This is a genomic window from Neptuniibacter halophilus, assembly GCF_030295765.1.
Classification (GTDB): Bacteria; Pseudomonadota; Gammaproteobacteria; order Pseudomonadales; family Balneatricaceae; genus Neptuniibacter; species Neptuniibacter halophilus.
Map to the genome: position 1 here is coordinate 191,387 of NZ_AP027292.1, position 19,854 is coordinate 211,240.

Here is a 19,854-nt window from a genome sequence, read left to right on the forward strand (position 1 = left end):
TCACATCCCAAAGTAGTGGATTTTGCTACCTCAACCAATCTTCTGCAGAATCCCCAGCATACGCAGCATACTCGGCACTCCCCGTTGATGAGTAGCCTGGAGTGCCGCTATGAAAGACCTGACCCTGAATCAACTCACCCACCAGATCGCCAGCCAGATTAAAGAGGGAGATATTATCTTTATCTCGATCCGTAACCTGCTCTACCGACAGGTAGCAAAAGGTACCGGGAGCTGGACCTCCCATGTGGGTTTTATTGTTCGTGAAGGGAATGAATGGATTGTACTGGAAAGCGCAGTGCCTTTTGTCCGCCGGACACCACTGAAGCAGTTTCTCGCCCGAACCTGTGACAATCAGGTCAGCATCAGACGACTTAAGCAACCCTTAGCGCCGCAACAGATTACAGCGCTGAAACAGGTCGCGGAACGCCGTATGGGCAAACTCTATCACACCGGTTTCAAATTCGACTCGCAACGCCAGTTCTGCTCAAAGTTTGTCTACCTGACATATAAGGAAGCACTGGGAGTGGAGCTGGGTAAGGTTCAGACCCTGCGTGAACTTCTCGACGAAAATCCACAGGCGTCGGTTGGTTTCTGGCGCTGCTGGTATTTCGGTCTGATCCCCTGGAAACGGCTGACGATTACCCCGGCCAGCCAGTTACATGACCCTAAGCTAACAGCGGTATTCTCTACCCTGCCGGAAGAACGGGCCTGCTAGCGATAGCGGGCTGCGGTGATAAACTCGCCGAAGGATTCACACCAGATCACCACCGTGTTGTATTGCTGTAAATCCAGCCCCTTCGGCAGATCAAACATAAAGCCATCAAAGCCCCGTACATCGGCAATCTGAACCATCTGTGGTTTCAGAGCCACAAAACTCGCTTCATCCTCGACGAACTGTGGTGAGAGATACAGCTTATAATCTGGCCCGGGCGCCAGTTCCCCCTGAAAAATAATCTGCTCTGCACTCAGACTGATTGTGCCTGTCCCCCAGTGCAGCCAGTCACTGCCGCGCAGATCTTTTCGAAACTCCCCATGAAACTCAGCTCTCTCAGCCGCACGCTCTAGTCTTTCTGGAGCCGGGGCCTGCTGCGCAGTCAGCACCGGCAACAGATAAATACCCAATGCAAAGCCTAAAAACCCGACAACACCATGGCTCAGTAACAATACGATTTTTTTCATCTGTGCATCCTTTTCGGCAGGCTAATGGACAGAGCCAATGCCGTACAACAAAAAACCACCCGAAGGTGGTTTTTGAAGAAAGTGAGTGGCCTGATTACAGGCGTTCAATCTCTGCTTTCTGTTTCAGCTGGCTCAGGTGATCCTGATAATCCTGCTGTCCCAGACGGTTATTCAGCATCATACCCATAAAACGAAGCTGCTCCGCTTCAAGGGTTTCCTCAGATTCAGACACCTTATCCAGCGCTACCAGCGCTTTACTGCCATCGAGCATGTCTACCGCAGCGTAGCTTGGCTTATCAGCCGGTTTTGGCATGCTGAACAGCGCTGTACGCAGCTCCTGCGCAACGCCCTCACCAGAACGGTTAACACCGTTTTCAGCGATCACCTCAGCACCCCCGGCAACGGCTTCCAGTGCTTCACCCTGCTTCAGTCTGGCAATCAGCTCATCCGCCTGAGTATTCAGTGCCTCTGCGACCTTTTCTTCAACCAGCAGCGCACGGATCTGGTCGGCTACTTCGCTCAGCTCTTCTGCACGGGGCAGTTCATGCTGAACAACGCGCAGCACCACTGCACGACCGGAATCGAGCTCAATCGGAGTACTGTTCAGGCCATCGTTAATCAGCTCCGGATCAAAGGCCATCGCCAGCACTTTAGGATTGGAGGTGATTTCCGCCTCGTTCCCGACCCGGGAGAACAGCTCGGTTTTCTGGATCTTAAGGCCCAGCGCTTCCGCCGGTTCAAGCAGATCCCCGGAAGAGAATGAGATATCCGCCAGACGCTCTAACTGACCGACATACTCCTCTTCGGAGCGAGCATCGATCAGGTCAGATTCAAGACCCGCACGAGCGGCAGCGAAGCTCGGCACTTCAGATTCAACAACATCAACCAACTGGATCAGGTGGTAACCGTACTCGGTACGAACAGGAGCAGAGACATCTCCCTTTTCCTGAAGGCTATACAACGCATCATCGAACGCTTCCGAGAAAACGCCTTTTTCGTTAACGCCCAGATCACCGCCCATCTCCGCAGAAACCGGATCATCGGATTCAGCCTGAGCCAGATCAGCGAAAGACTCGCCCGCCTGCAGGCGCTGTGCCAGAGATTCGATCTTCTCTTTCGCGGCTGCATCATCACGGCTGTCAGACACTTCTACCAGAATGTGCGCCGCATGACGCTGTTCTGAGGCCTGGAAGTTATCCACCAACTGCTGGTAGGCCGTTTCCAGTTCCTGCTCAGAAACAGTGATCTCCTGCTCAAGCGCGGAACGATCAAGCAGCAGGTATTCGATGGCCACCTGCTCCTCAGTCATAAACTCAGCGCTGTGTTCGGCGAAGTAAGCCTCTACATCGGCATCCGATACCTGCAGGCTGCTGCGCAGATCGTCTGCACCGAGAACGAAGTAGCGGAAATCGCGGGTCTGGTTCTGCAAAGCGGTCAGGGTGTTGAGTTCACCCGGCAGAGAGAAGGCAGACAGCAGGTAAGCGACACGCTCCTGCTCAGTCACTTTCTCTTTGCGTACCAGATCACGATACATCAGCGGGGTCAGACCAACATTTCGCAGCGTGGCTTCGAACTGTGCCCGGTCAAAACGGCCGTCAACCTGAAACTCTTTGGTCGCCAAGATCAACTGATCAATCATCGGGTCTGAGAAAGTCAGCCCCTGATTTTCGGCAGACTGCACCAGAACAGACTGTTCGATCAGCCCTTCCAGCACCATATTGCTGATCAGGTTTTCATCCAGCAGTGCAGGATCGGCATCTTCGCCCATCTGAGACAGCATCTGTCTGCGCTGCAGCTGTACGCCCTGATAAAGTTCCTGCTGACTGATCTCTTCGCCATTAACCGTGGCTGGCGCATTACTGCCCGCAGTCAGGCTAACCAGCGATTCAACACCGAATAAAGCAAAGGTAATGGCAATCAGACCAACGATGACTTTGGCGATGATTCCCTGAGAGTTATCCCGAATGGACTGTAACATTATGCCTTCTAAACCCCTGGCAATTTCTTTTACACATAAAAAAAGCGCTTTCATCTGAAGGCGCCTTTCTAGAATTCTTTTCCGACGCGCTGATGAGTCTCAGCTTGTCACTATGCCAGTCCGGACTTGTGTACTGCATAGTTGGCGGAACGGACGGGACTCGAACCCGCGACCCCCTGCGTGACAGGCAGGTATTCTAACCAACTGAACTACCGCTCCTGTTGCGGGTTTTATCCCGCTGCCCGGAAAACCGAACTCTGGTTTTCAGGGCTGGGCAATTCACGAATGAACCGCCCGGCAAAGCAAGATCGTGACGCGATCAGATCTTACTTGTTAACTGCGTCTTTCAGAGCCTTACCAGGCTTGAAAGTTGGCAGCGTCGCAGCAGCAATCTCGATTGGATTACCAGTCTGCGGGTTGCGACCAGTGCGCGCAGCGCGCTCTTTAACCGAAAATGTACCGAAACCAACAAGCGCAACAGAATCTCCATTCTGTAGTGCACCAGTAACCGCTTCCAGAGTTGCATCCAGCGCGCGACCAGCGGCTGCTTTTGGAATGTCGGCTGAAGCTGCGATAGCGTCGATCAGTTCAGACTTATTCACGTTGTTCCCCTTTAATAGATCGTTATTTTTAATTGTTCCGTTATCCATGCCCAGCAAGATGGTCAGGCATTTATACCAAGGGCTAGAAAGGGGTGTCAAGACAACTTCAACACCTTTCTACCCCTGATGGTTACTAATGTGGCTTTATTTGCTTCGGCGCAGTTTTAGCCGATTTCTCCTTTGCGGAAACCACCTCTTTTGTGCTTTCGCCGAGGGGTTCCGGCTGGTACTTCAGCGCAATATCCAAAACCTCATCAATCCACTTCACCGCCTTAATATCGAGATCTGCTTTGATATTGTCGGGAATTTCCTTCAAATCACGCTCATTCTCCTTCGGAATGACCACGGTCTTGATCCCGCCACGGTGCGCTGCAAGCAGCTTTTCCTTCAAGCCGCCGATCGGTAAAACCTGCCCGCGCAGGGTGATTTCACCGGTCATTGCCACATCCGCTTTCACCGGAATATTGGTCAAAACTGAGACTAAAGCGGTACACATACCGATACCCGCGCTCGGGCCATCTTTTGGTGTCGCGCCTTCCGGGACATGGATATGGATATCCTGTTTCTCATGGAAGTCGCTGGCGATACCCAATGATTCAGCACGATTACGCACAACAGTGAGAGCCGCCTGAATCGATTCTTTCATCACATCACCGAGGCTACCGGTCGTCACCTGACGTCCTTTACCCGGGACCACAGCCGTTTCAATGCTGAGGATATCTCCGCCGACCTGAGTCCATGCCAGACCGGTTACCAGACCCACCTGATCCTGTTCTTCCGCCATACCGAAGTTATGCTTGCGCACACCACTGTAGTGCTCCAGATTTTCAAGGTTGATTACCACCGGCTTGGACGCTTTGTCATCAAGCGCCAGCTCTTTAACCACCTTACGGCAGAGTTTGGCAATCTCACGTTCCAGACCACGCACACCCGCTTCACGGGTGTAGTAGCGGATCAGTCCGGTGATGGCTTCGTCGGTAACTTCTACTTCACCGGCTTTCAGGCCATTGTTTTTAAACTGTTTCTCAATCAGGTAGTTGCGTGCGATGTTGAGCTTTTCATCCTCGGTGTAACCCGGAATCCGGATAATCTCCATACGGTCCAGCAACGGACCCGGAATGTTCATGGAGTTAGAGGTACAGACAAACATCACATCGGAGAGGTCGTAGTCGACCTCGAGGTAGTGATCGTTAAAGCTGTTGTTCTGCTCCGGATCAAGCACTTCAAGCAGTGCTGAAGCCGGATCACCACGCTGATCCATACCCATTTTGTCGATCTCGTCGAGCAGGAACAGAGGGTTCTTCACGCCGACTTTGGACATCTTCTGCAGCAGTTTGCCCGGCATAGAGCCAATGTAGGTACGACGGTGACCACGAATTTCGGCTTCATCACGCACGCCACCCAGCGCCATGCGCACATACTCTCGGTTTGTCGCACGGGCGATAGAACGGCCCAGCGAGGTTTTACCGACACCCGGAGGGCCAACCAGACAGAGAATCGGCCCCTTCAGCTTTTTAACCCGCTTCTGTACCGCCAGATACTCAAGGATACGGTCTTTCACCTCTTCCAGACCGAAGTGATCCTGATTCAGGACTTTCTCGGCGCGCTTCATATCATGGCGAACTTTGGAGCGTTTCGACCATGGGATCTGCAGCATCCAGTCGATATAACCGCGAACAACCGTCGCTTCGGCTGACATCGGCGACATCATCTTCAGCTTGTTATATTCGCCCATGGTTTTATCGAACGCTTCCTGAGGCATTTTTGCGTCAGCGATGCGCTTTTTCAGCTCATCCATATCGTTGCTGCCGGACTCATCCATGTCCCCCAGCTCTTTCTGGATCGCTTTCATCTGTTCATTGAGATAGTACTCGCGCTGGCTCTTCTCCATCTGCTTTTTGACCCGGCCGCGGATACGCTTCTCAACCTCAACCAGATCGATTTCAGACTCCATCAGCGCCATCAGATGCTCCAGACGCTCTTTATTACCGAGCATCTCCAGAATCTGCTGTTTCTCTTCCAGCTTGAGGGACATATGCGCAGCAATGGTATCTGCCAGACGGCCCACATCATCGATATTCTGCAGCGAGGAAAGCACTTCCGAAGGAATCTTCTTGTTGACCTGAACGAAGCGCTCGAACTGTTCCAGCACAGTACGTTTGTATAGCTCATCCTCAGCTTCACTGAGTTCCTCAATCGGCAGCACGGAGGCATGGGCGGTAAAGAAGCCCTCCTCCTCATGCAGGCTGTGAATGCTGGCACGATAATCACCTTCGACCAGCACTTTGACTGTGCCATCCGGCAGTTTCAGCATCTGCAGTACGCTGGCTACGGTACCCACAGAAAACAGATCGTCTGCGGAAGGTTCATCGTCCGAGGCATTCTTCTGCGCCACCAGCAGGATCTCTTTATCCCCGGACATGGCTGCTTCAAGGGCTTCGATGGATTTTTCCCGGCCAACAAACAGCGGGATCACCATATGCGGGTATACCACCACATCCCGAAGCGGAAGTGCCGGTAACTCAAAAATTTGTGCCTGAGTTTCGTCAAGTTGCGTCATGCTGCTAAAGCCTCGTCAAACCAGTCCGCGGTGTACTGCGGAGAATTCTTAATAGTGCGCGTTTAGGTTACATGTGGGGGTCAACTTTTCAAATGCAACCAACCGGAGTAAAAAAATGCGTGCACGTCAGGGGGTTAGGGACATAGAGAGTCGGGATTGATAAAACTTATAGCAACATCCCGACACTGAGACAATAAAAAAGGGGACCTCTGCCCCCCTTTTATAAAGATTTTATGCTTACTTGTAATATGCCTGATCACGAACACTGTGATCAGTGATATCGCGAACCCCTACGAGGCTGGCGATACGCTCAACCAGTGTCGCTTCGACACCGTCTTTCAGCGTCATATCTACTGCGCTGCAGCCCTGGCACCCGCCACCGAACTGCAAAATCGCAATATGACCCTCTTCCTCTTCAACCACTTCCATCAGCTTCACTTCGCCACCATGGGACGCCAGGCCGGGATTGATCTCAGAGTAGAGGATGTAGTTGATCTGTTCAGCGATAGGGCTGTCCGGAGACACCTTCGGCACTTTTGCGTTCGGCGCTTTAATGGTTAACTGTCCGCCCATACGATCCTTGGCGAAATCCACCAGCGCTTCATCCAGATAAGGAATGCTGTTCTTCTCAATGTAGAAGCGCAGCGTAGGCAGCTCGAGGATCTCGTCATCCTCAATAACTTCATCCGGGCGACAGTACGCCAGACAGGTCTCAGCGTAGGATGTACCTGGCTGGGTGACAAACATACGCACAGCCATGCCTTCTACGTCCTGTTTTTCCAGGAGTTCTACCAGATATTCTTCAGCCGTTTCGGTGACGGTAATGTTCATACGATGTCCTGTATGTTGAACCAGATAATCTTTGCCCTGCTAGGATACACCCAAAACAAAACCGAGTAAATTGATCAACTATTATCCGGAACAGAAAAAATAATAATTTATTTCGCCCGTCTGACCGCCCGGAAAACGATCTTCTGCGCCTGATATCTGGTAGAATCGCGCGTTTTCAGCGACGCCGTTCTTCCATGACCTCCCTGCAACGCCAGAAGATTATATTCACTCTTGGCCTGCCGATCATCGCCGGCATGCTCTCCCAGAGCGTGCTTAATCTGATCGACGCAGCGCTGGTCGGCCGCCTTGGCGAGGCCTCTCTCGCCGGTGTCGGTATCGGCGGCTATGCCAATTTTGTCGTTATCAGCCTGATTCTGGGGCTCTCTTCTGCGGTTCAGGCGTTGGTGGCCAGACGTCGTGGTGAAGGACGGGCAGAACTAGCCTGCCATCCGGTTTATGCCGGTGTGTTGATCTCATTTCTGATCGCCCTGCCCCTGAGCCTCCTCTTTATCAGTCATTCGGAATGGATAATCAGCCTGATGACTGACGACCCTGCCGTACAGGAGATCGCTTCCGGCTATTTCGACTACCGTACCGCGGCTATGCTGGCGGTCGGGCTTAACCTGTCTTTCCGCGGTTGGTGGAACGGCAGTAAGCGCCCCTACCATTATTTCCGTGCCCTGCTGATCACCCATCTGCTCAACGTCATCATCAGCTATTGTCTGATTTTTGGTGAATTCGGCCTGCCCCGGCTGGGGGCTCAGGGGGCCGGGTTAGGCAGTGCCATCGCCCTGTTCAGCGGTGCGCTGCTCAATGGATTTCTGTTCTGCCGCGATCCACAGGCCCACCGCCAGATCAATTGGTTTAATCTGCTGCCCGGCCTGCGCCAGGTGATCCAACTGGCAGTGCCCCACTCCCTGCAACAGTTATTTCTGGCATTGGCGATCTGCATACTGATCTGGATTATTGGCCAGTTGGGTACCAATGAGCAGGCGATCGCTCATGTCCTGATCAACCTGTCACTGTTCCTGATCCTGCCCGCTGTAGGTTTTGGCGTCGCCTCTACCTCACTGATCAGCCATGATCTGGGCGCCGGGCGCGTGGATGCCGCAGCACAGTGGGGATGGGACGTGGTTAAAACAGCCCTGTCGACGCTCTGCCTGCTCAGCCTTCCTCTCTGGTTTCTTCCGCAGCAGGTACTGGCGATCTTCCTGACCTCAGCGCCCCTGATCGAACAGGCCAGCCTGCCTTTACAGTTGACGGCGCTGGCCATCTGTCTGGATGCTGCGGCACTGGTTCTGACCCAATCCCTGCTCGGCGTCGGTGCAAACCGTACTGTGCTTCTGATCAGTACCTTTGGACAGTGGTGTTTCTTTCTGCCGCTGGCCTGGCTGTTTGGCCCGATACTCGGCTTTGGCCTGATCGGAATCTGGCTGATGCAGGTGCTGCATCGCGCAGCCTCTTCGGTTCTGTTCATGCGCATCTGGTCACAGCAGAACTGGCAGAAGATCAGAATTTAGTTTTCGCCCCAAGGGTGAAATTGATATATTGGTTTAATCCCTTAAAGCTTGATGGAATAAGTGACGAATAGATGACAGAACAGTCGCTGGTTTTTTCGTTTTTTCTGATTTTTACAGGCGCCGCCGTTGTCGCCTCTCTCGCGCTCTACACCCGCCAACCTCTGCTGGTCGCTTATATCGTTCTGGGTGCCATCCTCGGCCCTTATGGGATGAGCATGGTGTCTGATACCAAACTGCTCTCAGATATCTCCCATGTCGGTATTATCTTCCTGCTGTTTCTGCTCGGTCTGGATATGCAGCCCTCACACCTGCTGCATATGCTGAAGAAGGCGACTCTGGTCGCCATCGGCAGCTCTCTGATCTTCTTTGCACTGGGGTATGGCGTTGGCTATGTCTTTGGCTACAGTCAGACAGAGAACATGATCATCGGCATTGCTGTGATGTTCTCCAGCACCATTATCGGCATCAAGCTCCTGCCCACCACCGTGCTGCACCACCGCCATACCGGTGAGCTGGTCGTGGGCCTGCTCCTGCTGCAGGACGTCATTGCGATCATGGTACTGCTGTTTCTTTACAGCGGCGATGGCGCAAGCAAGAGCGACACAATGGCGCAGTTCGCCACCACGCTGGTTGCCCTGCCGCTGATCATTCTCGGTGCCTTTATCTTTGTAAAATATGTACTGCTGAAACTCATACAGCGCTTCGACCGTTTTCATGAGTATATCTTTCTGCTGGCAATCGGCTGGTGCCTGGGGCTGGCCGAACTGGCACATCTGGCCGGGCTGTCCGCAGAAATCGGTGCGTTTGTTGCCGGAGTCTCGCTGGCAACCAGCCCGATCTCGCAATACATAGCCACCAGTCTGAAACCCCTGCGTGATTTCTTCCTGATCCTGTTCTTCTTCTCGATCGGTGCCAGCTTTAATCTGGATCTGGTTGGCGTGATCGCCATTCCGGCGATCATTCTGGCAGTGTTGATTCTGGTGGTGAAACCGGTGGTCTTCCGCTTTATGCTGAGCCGTATCAGCGAGTCGCCACAACTGGGCTGGGAGGTAGGCTTCCGTCTCGGTCAGATCAGTGAATTCTCGCTGCTGATCGCTTATATCGCGGCAGGCGCACTGATGATCGGAGAAGAAGCATCACATGTTATTCAGGCCACCGCGATTCTGACCTTCCTCTTCTCCAGTTATGTGGTGATCTTTAACTTCCCATCACCCATTGCAGTCTCTGACAAACTGCGCCGCGACTAATCGGTTAATCCAGCCGGAATGTCAGCCAAACAGGCTGATGTTCCGGCTACCCCAGAGTGCTTCAGCGCGCTGCCGCAGTTCGCTGACATCACCCGACTCACCAAGCAGACGCAAAGTCACCGCCAGTGTATCGATAATCGCGCGCTGACCGTACTCATGCGATCCCGTACCCTGCCAGAGTTCGAGCAGCATCTGATCGGACAGCTCATCCTCTTTAACAAAGCGTTTCTCCACTGAACGGGGCCATTCGTATTCACTGAGTTCGCCATCGATTACCCACTGCAGCAGGGACTCAGTATCCGGTCGGATCTCCGCCTCACCGCCATCCCCTTTCATCGTCAGGTTGCGCTGAATTCCCAATAACTGCGCGGCCTTCTGATGCATAGGCCCGTAAGGAGGGTGAAAAACGCCATCAATACTTGCCGGCGCCTGAGCCGGATTGAGCATCCGGCACAGGGTATGCACCGGAGAGCGCAACCCAAGGATCGGACGCAACTGGATAATCTCACCCAGCGGCGGGCAGAAATGGTCGACCGAAATATAAGCAAAATTGCACCGATCCAGCTCCGTACTCACCTGCTCCCAGTCCTGACAAGCCTTCATACCGAACAGCGCCAGCATATCCTCAACGTAGATCCGGCCCGGCGTATGGCCACGGGAACCATGCATAAACACCCGGTAGCCATGACTGGCCAGACACAGCGCCACCAGCAGATACCAGGAATGACGCCGTTTTTTACCGGCGTAAGTAGACCAGTCCAGATCCACATGCAGTTCGCGGCCCACCGAATAACGGGCACGTACCGCATCCGCAAACCCTGCCAGTTCTTCCGGCGCCTCCTCTTTGACCCGCAACAGCATCAGGAAAGCCCCCAACTGTTCAGGGCGTACCTGACCATCGAGAATCATACCCATCGCCTCGGCCGCTTCTTCACGGCTCAGCGAACGGGTACCATTCTTGCCTTTACCCAGAATACGTACAAATGGGGCAAATTTATGCTCTTCTACCATGGTCAGTTTTACCTTGTCCTTCGTTGGCGGAATGAATAGAGTAGGCAGCAATCACCTTCTGACCCTAAGTTTAATGAAATCCTACCCACAGCAGCTACACCTTTTTTTTAATGCGCTGAGCTTCTTCAGCCGCATCCCGGTGCCCGGCTGGGTAGATTTCCGCCCGGACAATCAGGCCAGAGCACTGCCCTACCTACCCTGGGTCGGGCTTTTAATCGGCGTATTATCGGCACTGGTTTTCTGGCTCTGTGAGTCAATTCTGCCCACCAGCGTTGCACTGCTGTTAACCATAGGCGCAGGCATTCTGCTTACGGGCGGATTACATGAAGATGGTCTGGCCGATTGCTGTGATGGCTTTGGCGGTGGCTGGCAGCGGGACAAAATCCTGCAGATTATGAAAGATTCTCAGGTCGGCACATTTGGTGTCATAGGCCTTGTTCTGGTGCTGCTGACAAAATATGAGGCACTGCTGCAACTCGAGCAGATTATTCCGGCTCTGATTCTCGGCCACACATTAAGCCGCCTTGCCCCCCTGCTGCTGGTTTATCGGGAAAGTTACGTCGGGCTGGAACAGAGCAGCAAATCAAGCGCCCTGCTGACACCGCCGACACGCACGCAACTTTTATTCGCAGCCCTGCCGGTGCTCCTCTGCCTGCTGTTTCTGCCGGCCAGCTACCTGAGTCTGATTCCACTCTGCCTGCTGATCACCCTGTGCATGGCGCGCTACTTTCGGCGCTGGATCGGCGGCTACACCGGCGACTGCCTGGGTTGCTGCCAGCAACTGTGCGAACTGGCCATCTACCTCTGGCTCTGCCTGTCCTGGTTTTAAAGCCAGTTAAAGACGGCCGGCACCGACAATTACCCAGGAAAAGATCAGACCACTCTGACGATCCCTGCGCTTTCTGCTAAAATCACGCCTCTTCCATCGGGTAGTGATACATGAAACGCAAAAACAGTCTGTTCAGCCGTCCAGCCGCCAAAAAACCGGTAAAATCCCGCGAACCTCTGGCTTACCCTGAAACCCTTGAGATCGAGCGCCTCAGCCACGAAGGCAGAGGTGTTGCCCGGCATCAGGGCAAAACCCTGTTTATTTCCGGCGCCCTGCCCGGTGAAACCGTGCGTTTCAGTATTGATACAAAACACCGTCGCTTTGATGAAGGTCACTGTGTTGAAGTCATCACCCCGGCTAACGAACGTACCGACCCGGTCTGCCCGCATTATGGTGTCTGCGGTGGTTGTGACCTGCAGCATCTGGCGCATGATCAGCAGATCAACGCCAAACAGGAGATTGTGCTGGAGCAGTTACAGCGCCTTGGCAAATTCCGCCCGGAGCAGATCGAAGCACCCATCACCAGCCCCGCCTGGCATTACCGCCGCAGTGCACGCATCGGCGTTAACCAGCTATTACGTGATGGCAGCCCGCTGATCGGCTTTCGCCGTCGCGGCAGTAGCAAGCTGACCCAGATCGAGCACTGCCCGGTACTGGCGCCCGCGCTGGAGCAGATTATGACCGGCCTGCGCGAGGTACTGGCAACCGCCGATCAGTTTAAAGAGATCACGCACGCTGAGCTGACTCAGGGTGATACAGAAGGGGCTCTGACCCTTCGGGTAAAAAAGACACCGCAGCCGGAGCTCTGCGTGAAACTTCAGCAGTTAGCTGAAAGCCACAACTTTAAACTGTATCTGGATAACGGTGAGCAGATCCGCGCCTATGCTGGGGATGCAGAACTGTTTTATCAGCATGCCGCGAGTGGTGCAGAGATCCATTTTAAACCCGGCGATTTTATTCAGGTGAATGCCAGCGTGAACCAACAGATGATCGATCGCGCACTGGCCTGGCTTACCCCGTCCGCAGAAGACTCCATCCTCGATCTTTTCTCCGGGGTCGGTAATTTCACCCTGCCGCTAGCCCGTCAGGCGGGACGCGTTGTTGGCATTGAAGGCGTCGATGAGATGGTGCATCGTGCTCGGGACAATGTTCAACGCAATCAGCAAAACAACTGCGAATTTTTCCGCGCAGACCTGAGCAAAGATCTGCGCGCAATGGCCTGGTACAAGCAGGGATTCAACAAGATTCTGCTCGACCCGCCCCGCACCGGTGCGCTGGAAATTATCCGGCAGTTACAGCAGCACAAGGCGGATACAGTCCTCTATGTTTCCTGCAACCCGGCGGCACTGGCAAGAGACGGCGCTGAGCTTATCCGGCAGGGCTATCGTGCCAGTCGTTTCTGCGTGATGGATATGTTCCCGCATACCTCTCACGTTGAGTCGCTGGCTCTGTTTGAGCGCCACTGAGATGATCGAGATTATTTATGCCGATGACGCACTGGTCATCGCTAACAAACCCTGGGATATGCTCTCCGTACCCGGTCGTGGCGAAGATAAGCAGGACTGCCTCTGGCGCCGGGTGCAGCAGCAATTCCCGACCGCCCGGATCGTCCACCGACTTGATTATGCCACCTCCGGCCTGATGGTTCTGGCGCTGACACTGGAAGCACAACGCCAGTTGAGCCGGGCGTTTCAGGAGCGCCAGACACAAAAGCGCTATCAGGCGATTATTGCCGGCACACCCGGACAGCGCTGTGGCCGCGTGGAGCTACCGCTGCGTTGTGACTGGGAACGTCGCCCATTACAGATAGTCGACCATGAACAGGGGAAAGCAGCGCTGACGCACTGGCAGATCACAGGAGAACATGAACTGGGAACACGGATCGAACTGACCCCGGTTACCGGCCGCTCTCATCAATTGCGGGTACATATGCAGGCGATTGGCCACCCCATTGTCGGGGACCGGTTTTATGCCGATGAAAGATCGCAGGCCGCATCGGAAAGACTGCTACTGCACGCGGAACAACTGGCCTTTCCCCACCCGGAAAATGGGAAAGAGTGCAGTTTCCAGGCACCCTGCCCGTTTTAATCCAGATAATTACGGTTGATAGCAGCCAGCTCACCGCTATTGAGCATTGCCTGAAGTTCCTGATCCAGAATCTGGCGCAATTCAGGAGACATTGCCGGGCTGTAAACCACCCATTGCGGAGTGGTTCTGAAGCGGGTTGGCAGGACTTTCAGTGAATAGTCGCTGTGCTTAACCAGATAATTCAGGCCCAGATCGTGGTAATAGAACAACCGAATCTTGCGTTTTGCCACCAGCCTTAGTGCTTCATCCAGACTGTAGATCTTATCAAACACTTCGGTGCCCTGATGGCTTTTCAGATAAGCCGCCGAGCTGGTACCAAACAACGCCCCCACACTGATCCCATCTTTGGCCAGCTGAGCAATGGAAGACGGCAGGTAGGCCTCATCCTGATGAGCCAGCACCACATTGGAGACGCTGTATACAGGAATCGCTGAATAGATAAAGCGCTTCTCGCGCTCGGCATTGCGACCCGCACCACAGTAAATCCCCGCCGGGCCCATTTCGACCTCACGCAAAATGCGTTTAATGGGCAGATACTGGGTATCAATCTTCAGCTCTACCTGACGCTGTGCCAAACGGCTTTTCAGCCTTTGATAGATCTCACCGCACAACCCGCCGAGGTTAGCGTTTTCCAGAAAATACTTGGGCTGAGAGTTCTGAACCAGCGCACGTACTGTCGCATCGGCCTGTACCATTGGGCTGATCAACACCAACGCCGCGGCACAGATAACAGAGCGCAGTCCATAGCGGCTGCGCGAGGTGGGCTTGGATAACGGCACTACATTCCCCCCAGAATGATCATTGCGGTTACATGCATATTACGTTTGATAATAAACTATACGCCGCGAATATGTCTTCCACCAACAAACGCATGAATATTTTCTGCCGTCTGCTGGATAATACGTGTACGTGCCTCGGCACTTCCCCAGGCGATATGCGGTGTAACGATCAGATTCGGCAGCGCCTGATCCAACAGCGGGTTACCCTGCCGGGGCGGTTCTTCGCTGAGCACATCGGTCGCAGCCCCTGCGATCTCTCCCGCCTGCAAAGCTGCCAGCAGATCAGCCTCGTTAACGATGCCTCCCCGCGCTGCATTGATCAGGAACGCATTCGGTTTCATCCGCGCCAGCACAGCCGCATCGATCAGATTTTCGGTATCCTCGGTGAGCGGGCAATGCAGGCTGAGTACATCGGACATTTCGAGCACCCGGTCCAGGCTGACCCGGCCTGACTGCGCCTGCTCGGAACCCGGTCGCTGCGCGATCAGCACCTGCATACCAAACGCACGACCAATCTCAGCCACGCCCTGTCCCAGATGACCATAACCGATAATCCCCAGCGTTTTACCTTTGAGCTCCACGATCGGATGGGTAAGAAAACAGAACTGTTCTGAACGCTGCCATTCACCCTGCGCCACGTCACGGGAATAGTTAAGCAGATTGGTATGCAGCGCAAGAATCATTGACCAGACATGCTGAACAACCGAATCAACACCATAAGCCACACAGTTAGAAACCGGAATACCCAGCTCCGCCGCCGCTTCTTTATCAACCACATTGGTGCCAGTGGCGACCACACAGATATATTTCAGATCCGGCAACGACTGCAGCAGTTCGCGGGTGAGCGGGGTTTTGTTGGTGATCACAATATCAAAACCTGCCGCCCGCCCTGCAACATCCTCAGCCCGGGTCAGGGGGTAGGTCACCAGTTCGTCCAGCTCCCTTTGCAGTGGCGTCAGGTCCAGATTTTCCATTCCTTTAAGGTCTAAGATCACAGCGCGCATGGTTTTATCCTGTTACAGAAAGTAAAAAGGGCCCGTCGGGCCCTTATTAAGTTAAGAGAGTGCGTCTGATCAGGCGCCCGGCAGGCGGTCCTTGATCTCCCACAGAATCTCTTCAGCAATAATAGCGGGTGCAGACACCGCTTCAGCCGTCTGCACACTGAGGAAGACATCACTGCGGGTACGGATCATCTTCAACTGATACTGACCGGTGTGTTCAAACTTGCCGGTGCTCTGGTTAAAGATACCGGAGTTATCGCCACCAAAGACATAGATCGGCTTGCCGGCAAACCAGATTTTGTAACCCTGTTTGTTTGCCGCATCCTGCGGATCATTCAGCAGATCACTGGAACCCTCACCCTGCGCAGCCATGAAACGCTCGGCTGTCTTGCCGGATGTATAGGTAACACCACCCTCTTCCGGATCGCGTTCAATACCCAGTGCAGACTCCAGTACGCTGGTATCCAGCTTGATCTCACCACGATCTGAGTGCAACCACTCGAAGAAACCCATCTCTTCCTCGTTTTCAAACGGCGTCGTGGTGGTATAGGTCATATAGAAGACACCGGCACCTTCATCGCGGGTACCCACATCCATATCGGCTTCATCCAGCGCCCGGCTGACTTCATTCCAGGCGGTCTGGATATCTGCATTCAGTTTCAGAACCGGGTTACCACGGGAATCACGCCCCAGTTGGGTGCCCTGACGGCGTTTTTCCTGGAACGCCAGCAGGGTCTGCGCACTGCGCTCACCGGTGGCTTTACCCAGATAACGCAGCATCTCAAACATCATGTCGGACTTGTAGCTGACGTCGCGGGCACTTTGCCCCCAATCAATAGCCGTCACTTCTTCGTCAGAGGCAAAACGAACATGCTGCATTGCCACCATGGTCCGCCCCGGCTCACCATCGACCGGCTTCAGACTAACCCGCAGACGATCTTTGGTAGGCCCCGGAATATCCTGGAAGGTCAGGCGCTTAACCCAGGTATCTACAAAGCTGTAGTCTTTCGCTTCATGGTAGATCCACTGGGTTTCCATCACCCCGCGTCGCGGATCAGATTTGGCAATATCGATGCCGTTAAACTGCCAGAACTCCTGCAGCTTGACCCAGACACTGGTAATCCCTTCGTCGACGATGATGAGTTTTTCACCGTCTTCACGTTTCATGCTGACCGTTTCGCTGCCCGCATGGGCATAGAAGAACTCAGGGCGGGGAACAATAAAGTCCCCGCTCCGTGTGGTTGCCACACGACTGACGTCTGGCACCCGCAGGGTATCTTCTGTCTGTTTTGGCTTCAGGTGACCGGGAACCTGCAACCGTTCAGCCTTCTCAGCCAGCTCATAGTCCTGACTGCGGTCACGGATGATGCCGCTGTCTCCATAGATAGGATTGTCATCAATGACACTACAGCCGGAAACCAGAAGACCAGCCAGTACAGATAGAGATACTTGTTTCTTCATTAGTCGAATCGCTTAAATGAATCGCTTAAATAATGTCGCATTTCTGCATTGCTTCACGCACCTGAGCGTGGCAGCCATCTGCCAGCACGGTCAGTGGCAGACGAATACCCAGGCCCATCAGGCCCATCTCTGCCATCGCCCATTTAACCGGGATCGGGTTCGCTTCTACAAACAACTTCTCATGCAGAGGCATCAGACGGTTGTTCAGGTCACGTGCCTGCTCAGTTTCTCCGGCCATAGCCAGCCGGCACAGTTCAGACATCTCTGCCGGCGCAACGTTCGCAGTCACAGAAATATTGCCTTTACCGCCACCCAGCATCAGCTCAACGGCTGTCGGGTCATCACCGGAATAAACCGCAAAATCTTCCGGCGCACGCTGAATCAGGTCAACGCCACGTTCAACATCACCGGTTGCTTCTTTAATACCGACAATATTCGGAACTTCAGCCAGACGCAGCACCGTTTCGGTCTGCATATCACAGGCGGTACGGCCCGGAACGTTATACAGGATCTGATCGATATCGACCGCTTCAGCGATCGCTTTAAAGTGCTGATACAAACCTTCCTGAGTCGGTTTGTTGTAGTACGGCGTTACGAGCAGACAGGCGTCTGCACCGACACGTTTCGCTTCTGCGGTCAGCTCAATGGCTTCGGCAGTGGAGTTAGCACCGGTACCGGCGATCACAGGCATGCGACCGGCAACGCGGTCAACCACCCGTTTAATGACCTGGCAATGCTCATCGCAGTTCAGAGTAGCGGACTCACCGGTGGTGCCCACAGCGACGATGGAATCAGTGCCCTTATCCAGATGCATATCCACCAGTTTGTCGAGGGCTTCCCAATCGACGTCACCGTTAGAATGCATAGGGGTAACAAGAGCAACAATGCTGCCAGTAATCATTTTATTCTCCATGAGATATATATCAGGTTAAGCAAGGGACAAAACTACTCTGCCCCAGTGCTTATTACAACCTTAAAACTATACTTATCCCGCCCTAGCTATATGAAAAAATTAATTTTTTGCAGAAGCGGGGTCGTTTCCCGGCGAACCCGGCCAGAATCAGGATCCCGGAAAAGATCGCTGTGCCGATTCCCGGTACAGCTTATAATCCGAACCATATCTGGTATCGTATAAAAGGGTCGTTATTCTATACGATTTTTCACTTTGTTGAGTAGCCATCATCACTAAGGATTTATTATGAGCAGCGTAGCTATTGGCCAGAAAGTGCCTGATTTTACCGCCCAGGCCACCAGCGACATGAGCGTTACCCTGAGCGAACTGCAGGGCAAAAACCTGGTTATCTACTTTTACCCTAAGGACAGCACACCGGGCTGCACCACTGAAGGCCAGAATTTTCGTGATGCGATCGATCAGTTTGAAGCCGCCAACACGGTCATTTTCGGGGTATCCCGCGATGGCCTGCGCGCCCACGAAAACTTCCGCAGCAAACAGTCATTTCCGTTCGAGTTGATCAGCGATCCTGATGAAGCGCTGTGCAAACTGTTTGATGTGATTAAGCTGAAGAAAAACTATGGCCGGGAATATATGGGCATCGATCGTTCAACCTTCCTGATTGATGCCGAAGGCGTGCTGCGCAACGAATGGCGCAGCGTAAAAGTCAAAGGTCATGTAGACGAGGTACTGGCAGCCGCCCAGGCCCTGTAAGCCATCCTGAGCGGTACTCAGGTACCGCTCTCCTCCACACCGACCTGCTGCACCTTCGGCCAGGCATTCACCACGGCCTTGAACAAAGTTGCCAGCGGGATCGCAAAGAACAGCCCCCAGAAGCCCCAAAGCCCACCGAAGACCAGCACCGCTACGATAATAGCCACCGGATGCAGGTTAACCGCTTCCGAAAATAACAGCGGCACCAGCACGTTACCATCGAGCGCCTGAATAATGCCGTAGGCGATCATCAGGTACATGAACTCGCTGCTCCAGCCCCACTGGAAGAAGGCGATCAACGCCACCGGCAAGGTGACCAGTGCCGCGCCGATGTAGGGAATCAGCACCGACAGCCCCACCAGAATCCCAAGCAGGGCCGCATAGTTAATACCCAGAAATACGAAGGTCACATAAGTCACCGCACCGACTACGATAATCTCTATCGCCTTACCACGAATGTAGTTAGCGATCTGATCATCCATCTCCACCCAGACCTTGGTCATCATCTCGCGTTTTTCCGGCAGAAATGAAACCCACCAGTTAGCCAGCGACGCGCCATCCTTGAGGAAGAAAAACACCAGAATCGGTACCAGTACCAGGTAGATCAGCAGCGCGATAATATTGGTGATTGAGTTCAGTGAGAAGGTCACCACCCACTGCCCCATCTGCGAAAGCTCCGTTGCCGCCAGGCTGATCAGCTCACGAATCCGTTCCTCAGAGATCATCTCCGGGTAACGCTCCGGCAACAGCAGAAGCACGGACTGGGTCTGCGACATAATTCCGGGAAGCTCATTAAACAGGTTAACCGACTGACGCCAGGCCAACGGCATAACGATCAACAGTAAAGCCGCCAGCCCCCCGACAAAAGCCAGAAAGACCAGCACCACCGACAGCAAATGCGGCACGTTAAGCTGCTTCAGGCGGTTGACGCCCCCCTGCATCAGAAACGCCAGAATAATCCCGGCGAATACCGGCGCAAGCGCCTGCCCCAGAGTAAGAATAACCACCAGAGACCCGGCCAGCAGGACAAACAACAGCAGCGCTTCCTCATCGGAGAAGTAGCGATCAATCCATTTACTGAAAATCTTGCGCATGGCGTGCC

General features: G+C 53.8%; 18 protein-coding genes and 1 tRNA gene. 7 read left to right on the forward strand and 12 right to left on the reverse strand.

Translation table 11 applies throughout. From position 1 onward, the window contains the following. Positions 1 to 109: 109 nt before the first annotated feature. Positions 110 to 715 carry a YiiX/YebB-like N1pC/P60 family cysteine hydrolase gene (locus tag QUD59_RS00925; protein ID WP_286238954.1) on the forward strand — a complete coding sequence of 202 codons (606 nt, stop codon included), beginning with the start codon at positions 110 to 112 and terminating at the stop codon, positions 713 to 715. On the opposite strand, the gene QUD59_RS00930 is transcribed toward QUD59_RS00925, so the two are convergent. The 6 genes from QUD59_RS00930 to nfuA all read right to left on the reverse strand — a co-directional run bounded on the left by QUD59_RS00930 (position 712) and on the right by nfuA (position 7,150). Beyond that, complete coding sequence (locus QUD59_RS00930; protein WP_286238955.1) at positions 712 to 1,179, reverse strand: DM13 domain-containing protein; 468 nt, start codon at positions 1,177 to 1,179, stop codon at positions 712 to 714. The genes QUD59_RS00925 and QUD59_RS00930 overlap by 4 nt on opposite strands. 94 nt (positions 1,180 to 1,273) lie before the next feature. Beyond that, positions 1,274 to 3,157: a SurA N-terminal domain-containing protein gene (locus QUD59_RS00935; protein ID WP_286238956.1), complete on the reverse strand. Its 1,884-nt coding sequence runs from the start codon at positions 3,155 to 3,157 to the stop codon at positions 1,274 to 1,276. Positions 3,158 to 3,299: 142 nt separating this feature from the next. Beyond that, positions 3,300 to 3,376: transfer RNA gene (locus QUD59_RS00940), tRNA-Asp, on the reverse strand. Positions 3,377 to 3,483: 107 nt separating this feature from the next. After that, positions 3,484 to 3,759 (reverse strand): HU family DNA-binding protein, encoded by a 276-nt coding sequence (locus QUD59_RS00945; protein WP_286241070.1) that lies wholly within the window; start codon positions 3,757 to 3,759, stop codon positions 3,484 to 3,486. A gap of 133 nt (positions 3,760 to 3,892) precedes the next feature. Beyond that, on the reverse strand, positions 3,893 to 6,319 hold the full coding sequence (gene lon, locus QUD59_RS00950) for an endopeptidase La (protein ID WP_286238957.1): 2,427 nt from the start codon (positions 6,317 to 6,319) through the stop codon (positions 3,893 to 3,895). Positions 6,320 to 6,556: 237 nt separating this feature from the next. Then, positions 6,557 to 7,150, reverse strand: a complete 594-nt coding sequence (gene nfuA, locus QUD59_RS00955; RefSeq protein ID WP_286238958.1) for a Fe-S biogenesis protein NfuA — start codon at positions 7,148 to 7,150, stop codon at positions 6,557 to 6,559. A 194-nt stretch (positions 7,151 to 7,344) separates the two neighbouring features. Between nfuA and QUD59_RS00960 the strand changes: the two genes are divergently transcribed. After that, entirely contained in the window at positions 7,345 to 8,670 is a 1,326-nt protein-coding gene (locus QUD59_RS00960; protein WP_286238959.1) for an MATE family efflux transporter, read from the forward strand. 71 nt (positions 8,671 to 8,741) lie between these two features. Beyond that, positions 8,742 to 9,917 (forward strand): cation:proton antiporter domain-containing protein, encoded by a 1,176-nt coding sequence (locus QUD59_RS00965; RefSeq protein ID WP_286238960.1) that lies wholly within the window; start codon positions 8,742 to 8,744, stop codon positions 9,915 to 9,917. 21 nt (positions 9,918 to 9,938) lie between these two features. Here QUD59_RS00965 and QUD59_RS00970 read toward each other — a convergent pair whose 3' ends face one another. Next, complete coding sequence (locus QUD59_RS00970; RefSeq protein ID WP_286238961.1) at positions 9,939 to 10,928, reverse strand: glycosyl transferase family protein; 990 nt, start codon at positions 10,926 to 10,928, stop codon at positions 9,939 to 9,941. 73 nt (positions 10,929 to 11,001) lie between these two features. On the opposite strand from QUD59_RS00970, the gene QUD59_RS00975 reads away from it, so the two are divergent. From QUD59_RS00975 to QUD59_RS00985, 3 genes are all read left to right on the forward strand, one after another. Beyond that, entirely contained in the window at positions 11,002 to 11,757 is a 756-nt protein-coding gene (locus QUD59_RS00975; RefSeq protein WP_286238962.1) for an adenosylcobinamide-GDP ribazoletransferase, read from the forward strand. Positions 11,758 to 11,867: 110 nt separating this feature from the next. After that, entirely contained in the window at positions 11,868 to 13,223 is a 1,356-nt protein-coding gene (gene rlmD, locus QUD59_RS00980; RefSeq protein ID WP_286238964.1) for a 23S rRNA (uracil(1939)-C(5))-methyltransferase RlmD, read from the forward strand. A 1-nt stretch (position 13,224) separates the two neighbouring features. After that, entirely contained in the window at positions 13,225 to 13,845 is a 621-nt protein-coding gene (locus QUD59_RS00985) for an RluA family pseudouridine synthase (RefSeq protein ID WP_286238966.1), read from the forward strand. Here the strand turns inward: QUD59_RS00985 and QUD59_RS00990 are convergent. The 4 genes from QUD59_RS00990 to dapA all read right to left on the reverse strand — a co-directional run bounded on the left by QUD59_RS00990 (position 13,842) and on the right by dapA (position 17,987). After that, positions 13,842 to 14,624 carry a substrate-binding periplasmic protein gene (locus tag QUD59_RS00990; protein ID WP_286238968.1) on the reverse strand — a complete coding sequence of 261 codons (783 nt, stop codon included), beginning with the start codon at positions 14,622 to 14,624 and terminating at the stop codon, positions 13,842 to 13,844. The genes QUD59_RS00985 and QUD59_RS00990 overlap by 4 nt on opposite strands. 56 nt (positions 14,625 to 14,680) lie before the next feature. Continuing rightward, complete coding sequence (locus QUD59_RS00995) at positions 14,681 to 15,628, reverse strand: D-2-hydroxyacid dehydrogenase (protein WP_286238970.1); 948 nt, start codon at positions 15,626 to 15,628, stop codon at positions 14,681 to 14,683. Between the two features lie 69 nt (positions 15,629 to 15,697). Beyond that, positions 15,698 to 17,086, reverse strand: coding sequence for an NlpB/DapX family lipoprotein (locus QUD59_RS01000; protein ID WP_286238971.1), 1,389 nt, complete (start codon positions 17,084 to 17,086; stop codon positions 15,698 to 15,700). A gap of 25 nt (positions 17,087 to 17,111) precedes the next feature. Then, positions 17,112 to 17,987 (reverse strand): 4-hydroxy-tetrahydrodipicolinate synthase, encoded by an 876-nt coding sequence (gene dapA / locus QUD59_RS01005; protein WP_286238972.1) that lies wholly within the window; start codon positions 17,985 to 17,987, stop codon positions 17,112 to 17,114. A 297-nt stretch (positions 17,988 to 18,284) separates the two neighbouring features. On the opposite strand from dapA, the gene QUD59_RS01010 reads away from it, so the two are divergent. Next, complete coding sequence (locus QUD59_RS01010; protein ID WP_286238974.1) at positions 18,285 to 18,752, forward strand: peroxiredoxin; 468 nt, start codon at positions 18,285 to 18,287, stop codon at positions 18,750 to 18,752. A gap of 17 nt (positions 18,753 to 18,769) precedes the next feature. Here QUD59_RS01010 and QUD59_RS01015 read toward each other — a convergent pair whose 3' ends face one another. Continuing rightward, positions 18,770 to 19,846 carry an AI-2E family transporter gene (locus QUD59_RS01015; RefSeq protein ID WP_286238976.1) on the reverse strand — a complete coding sequence of 359 codons (1,077 nt, stop codon included), beginning with the start codon at positions 19,844 to 19,846 and terminating at the stop codon, positions 18,770 to 18,772. Between the last annotated feature and the right edge of the window lie 8 nt (positions 19,847 to 19,854).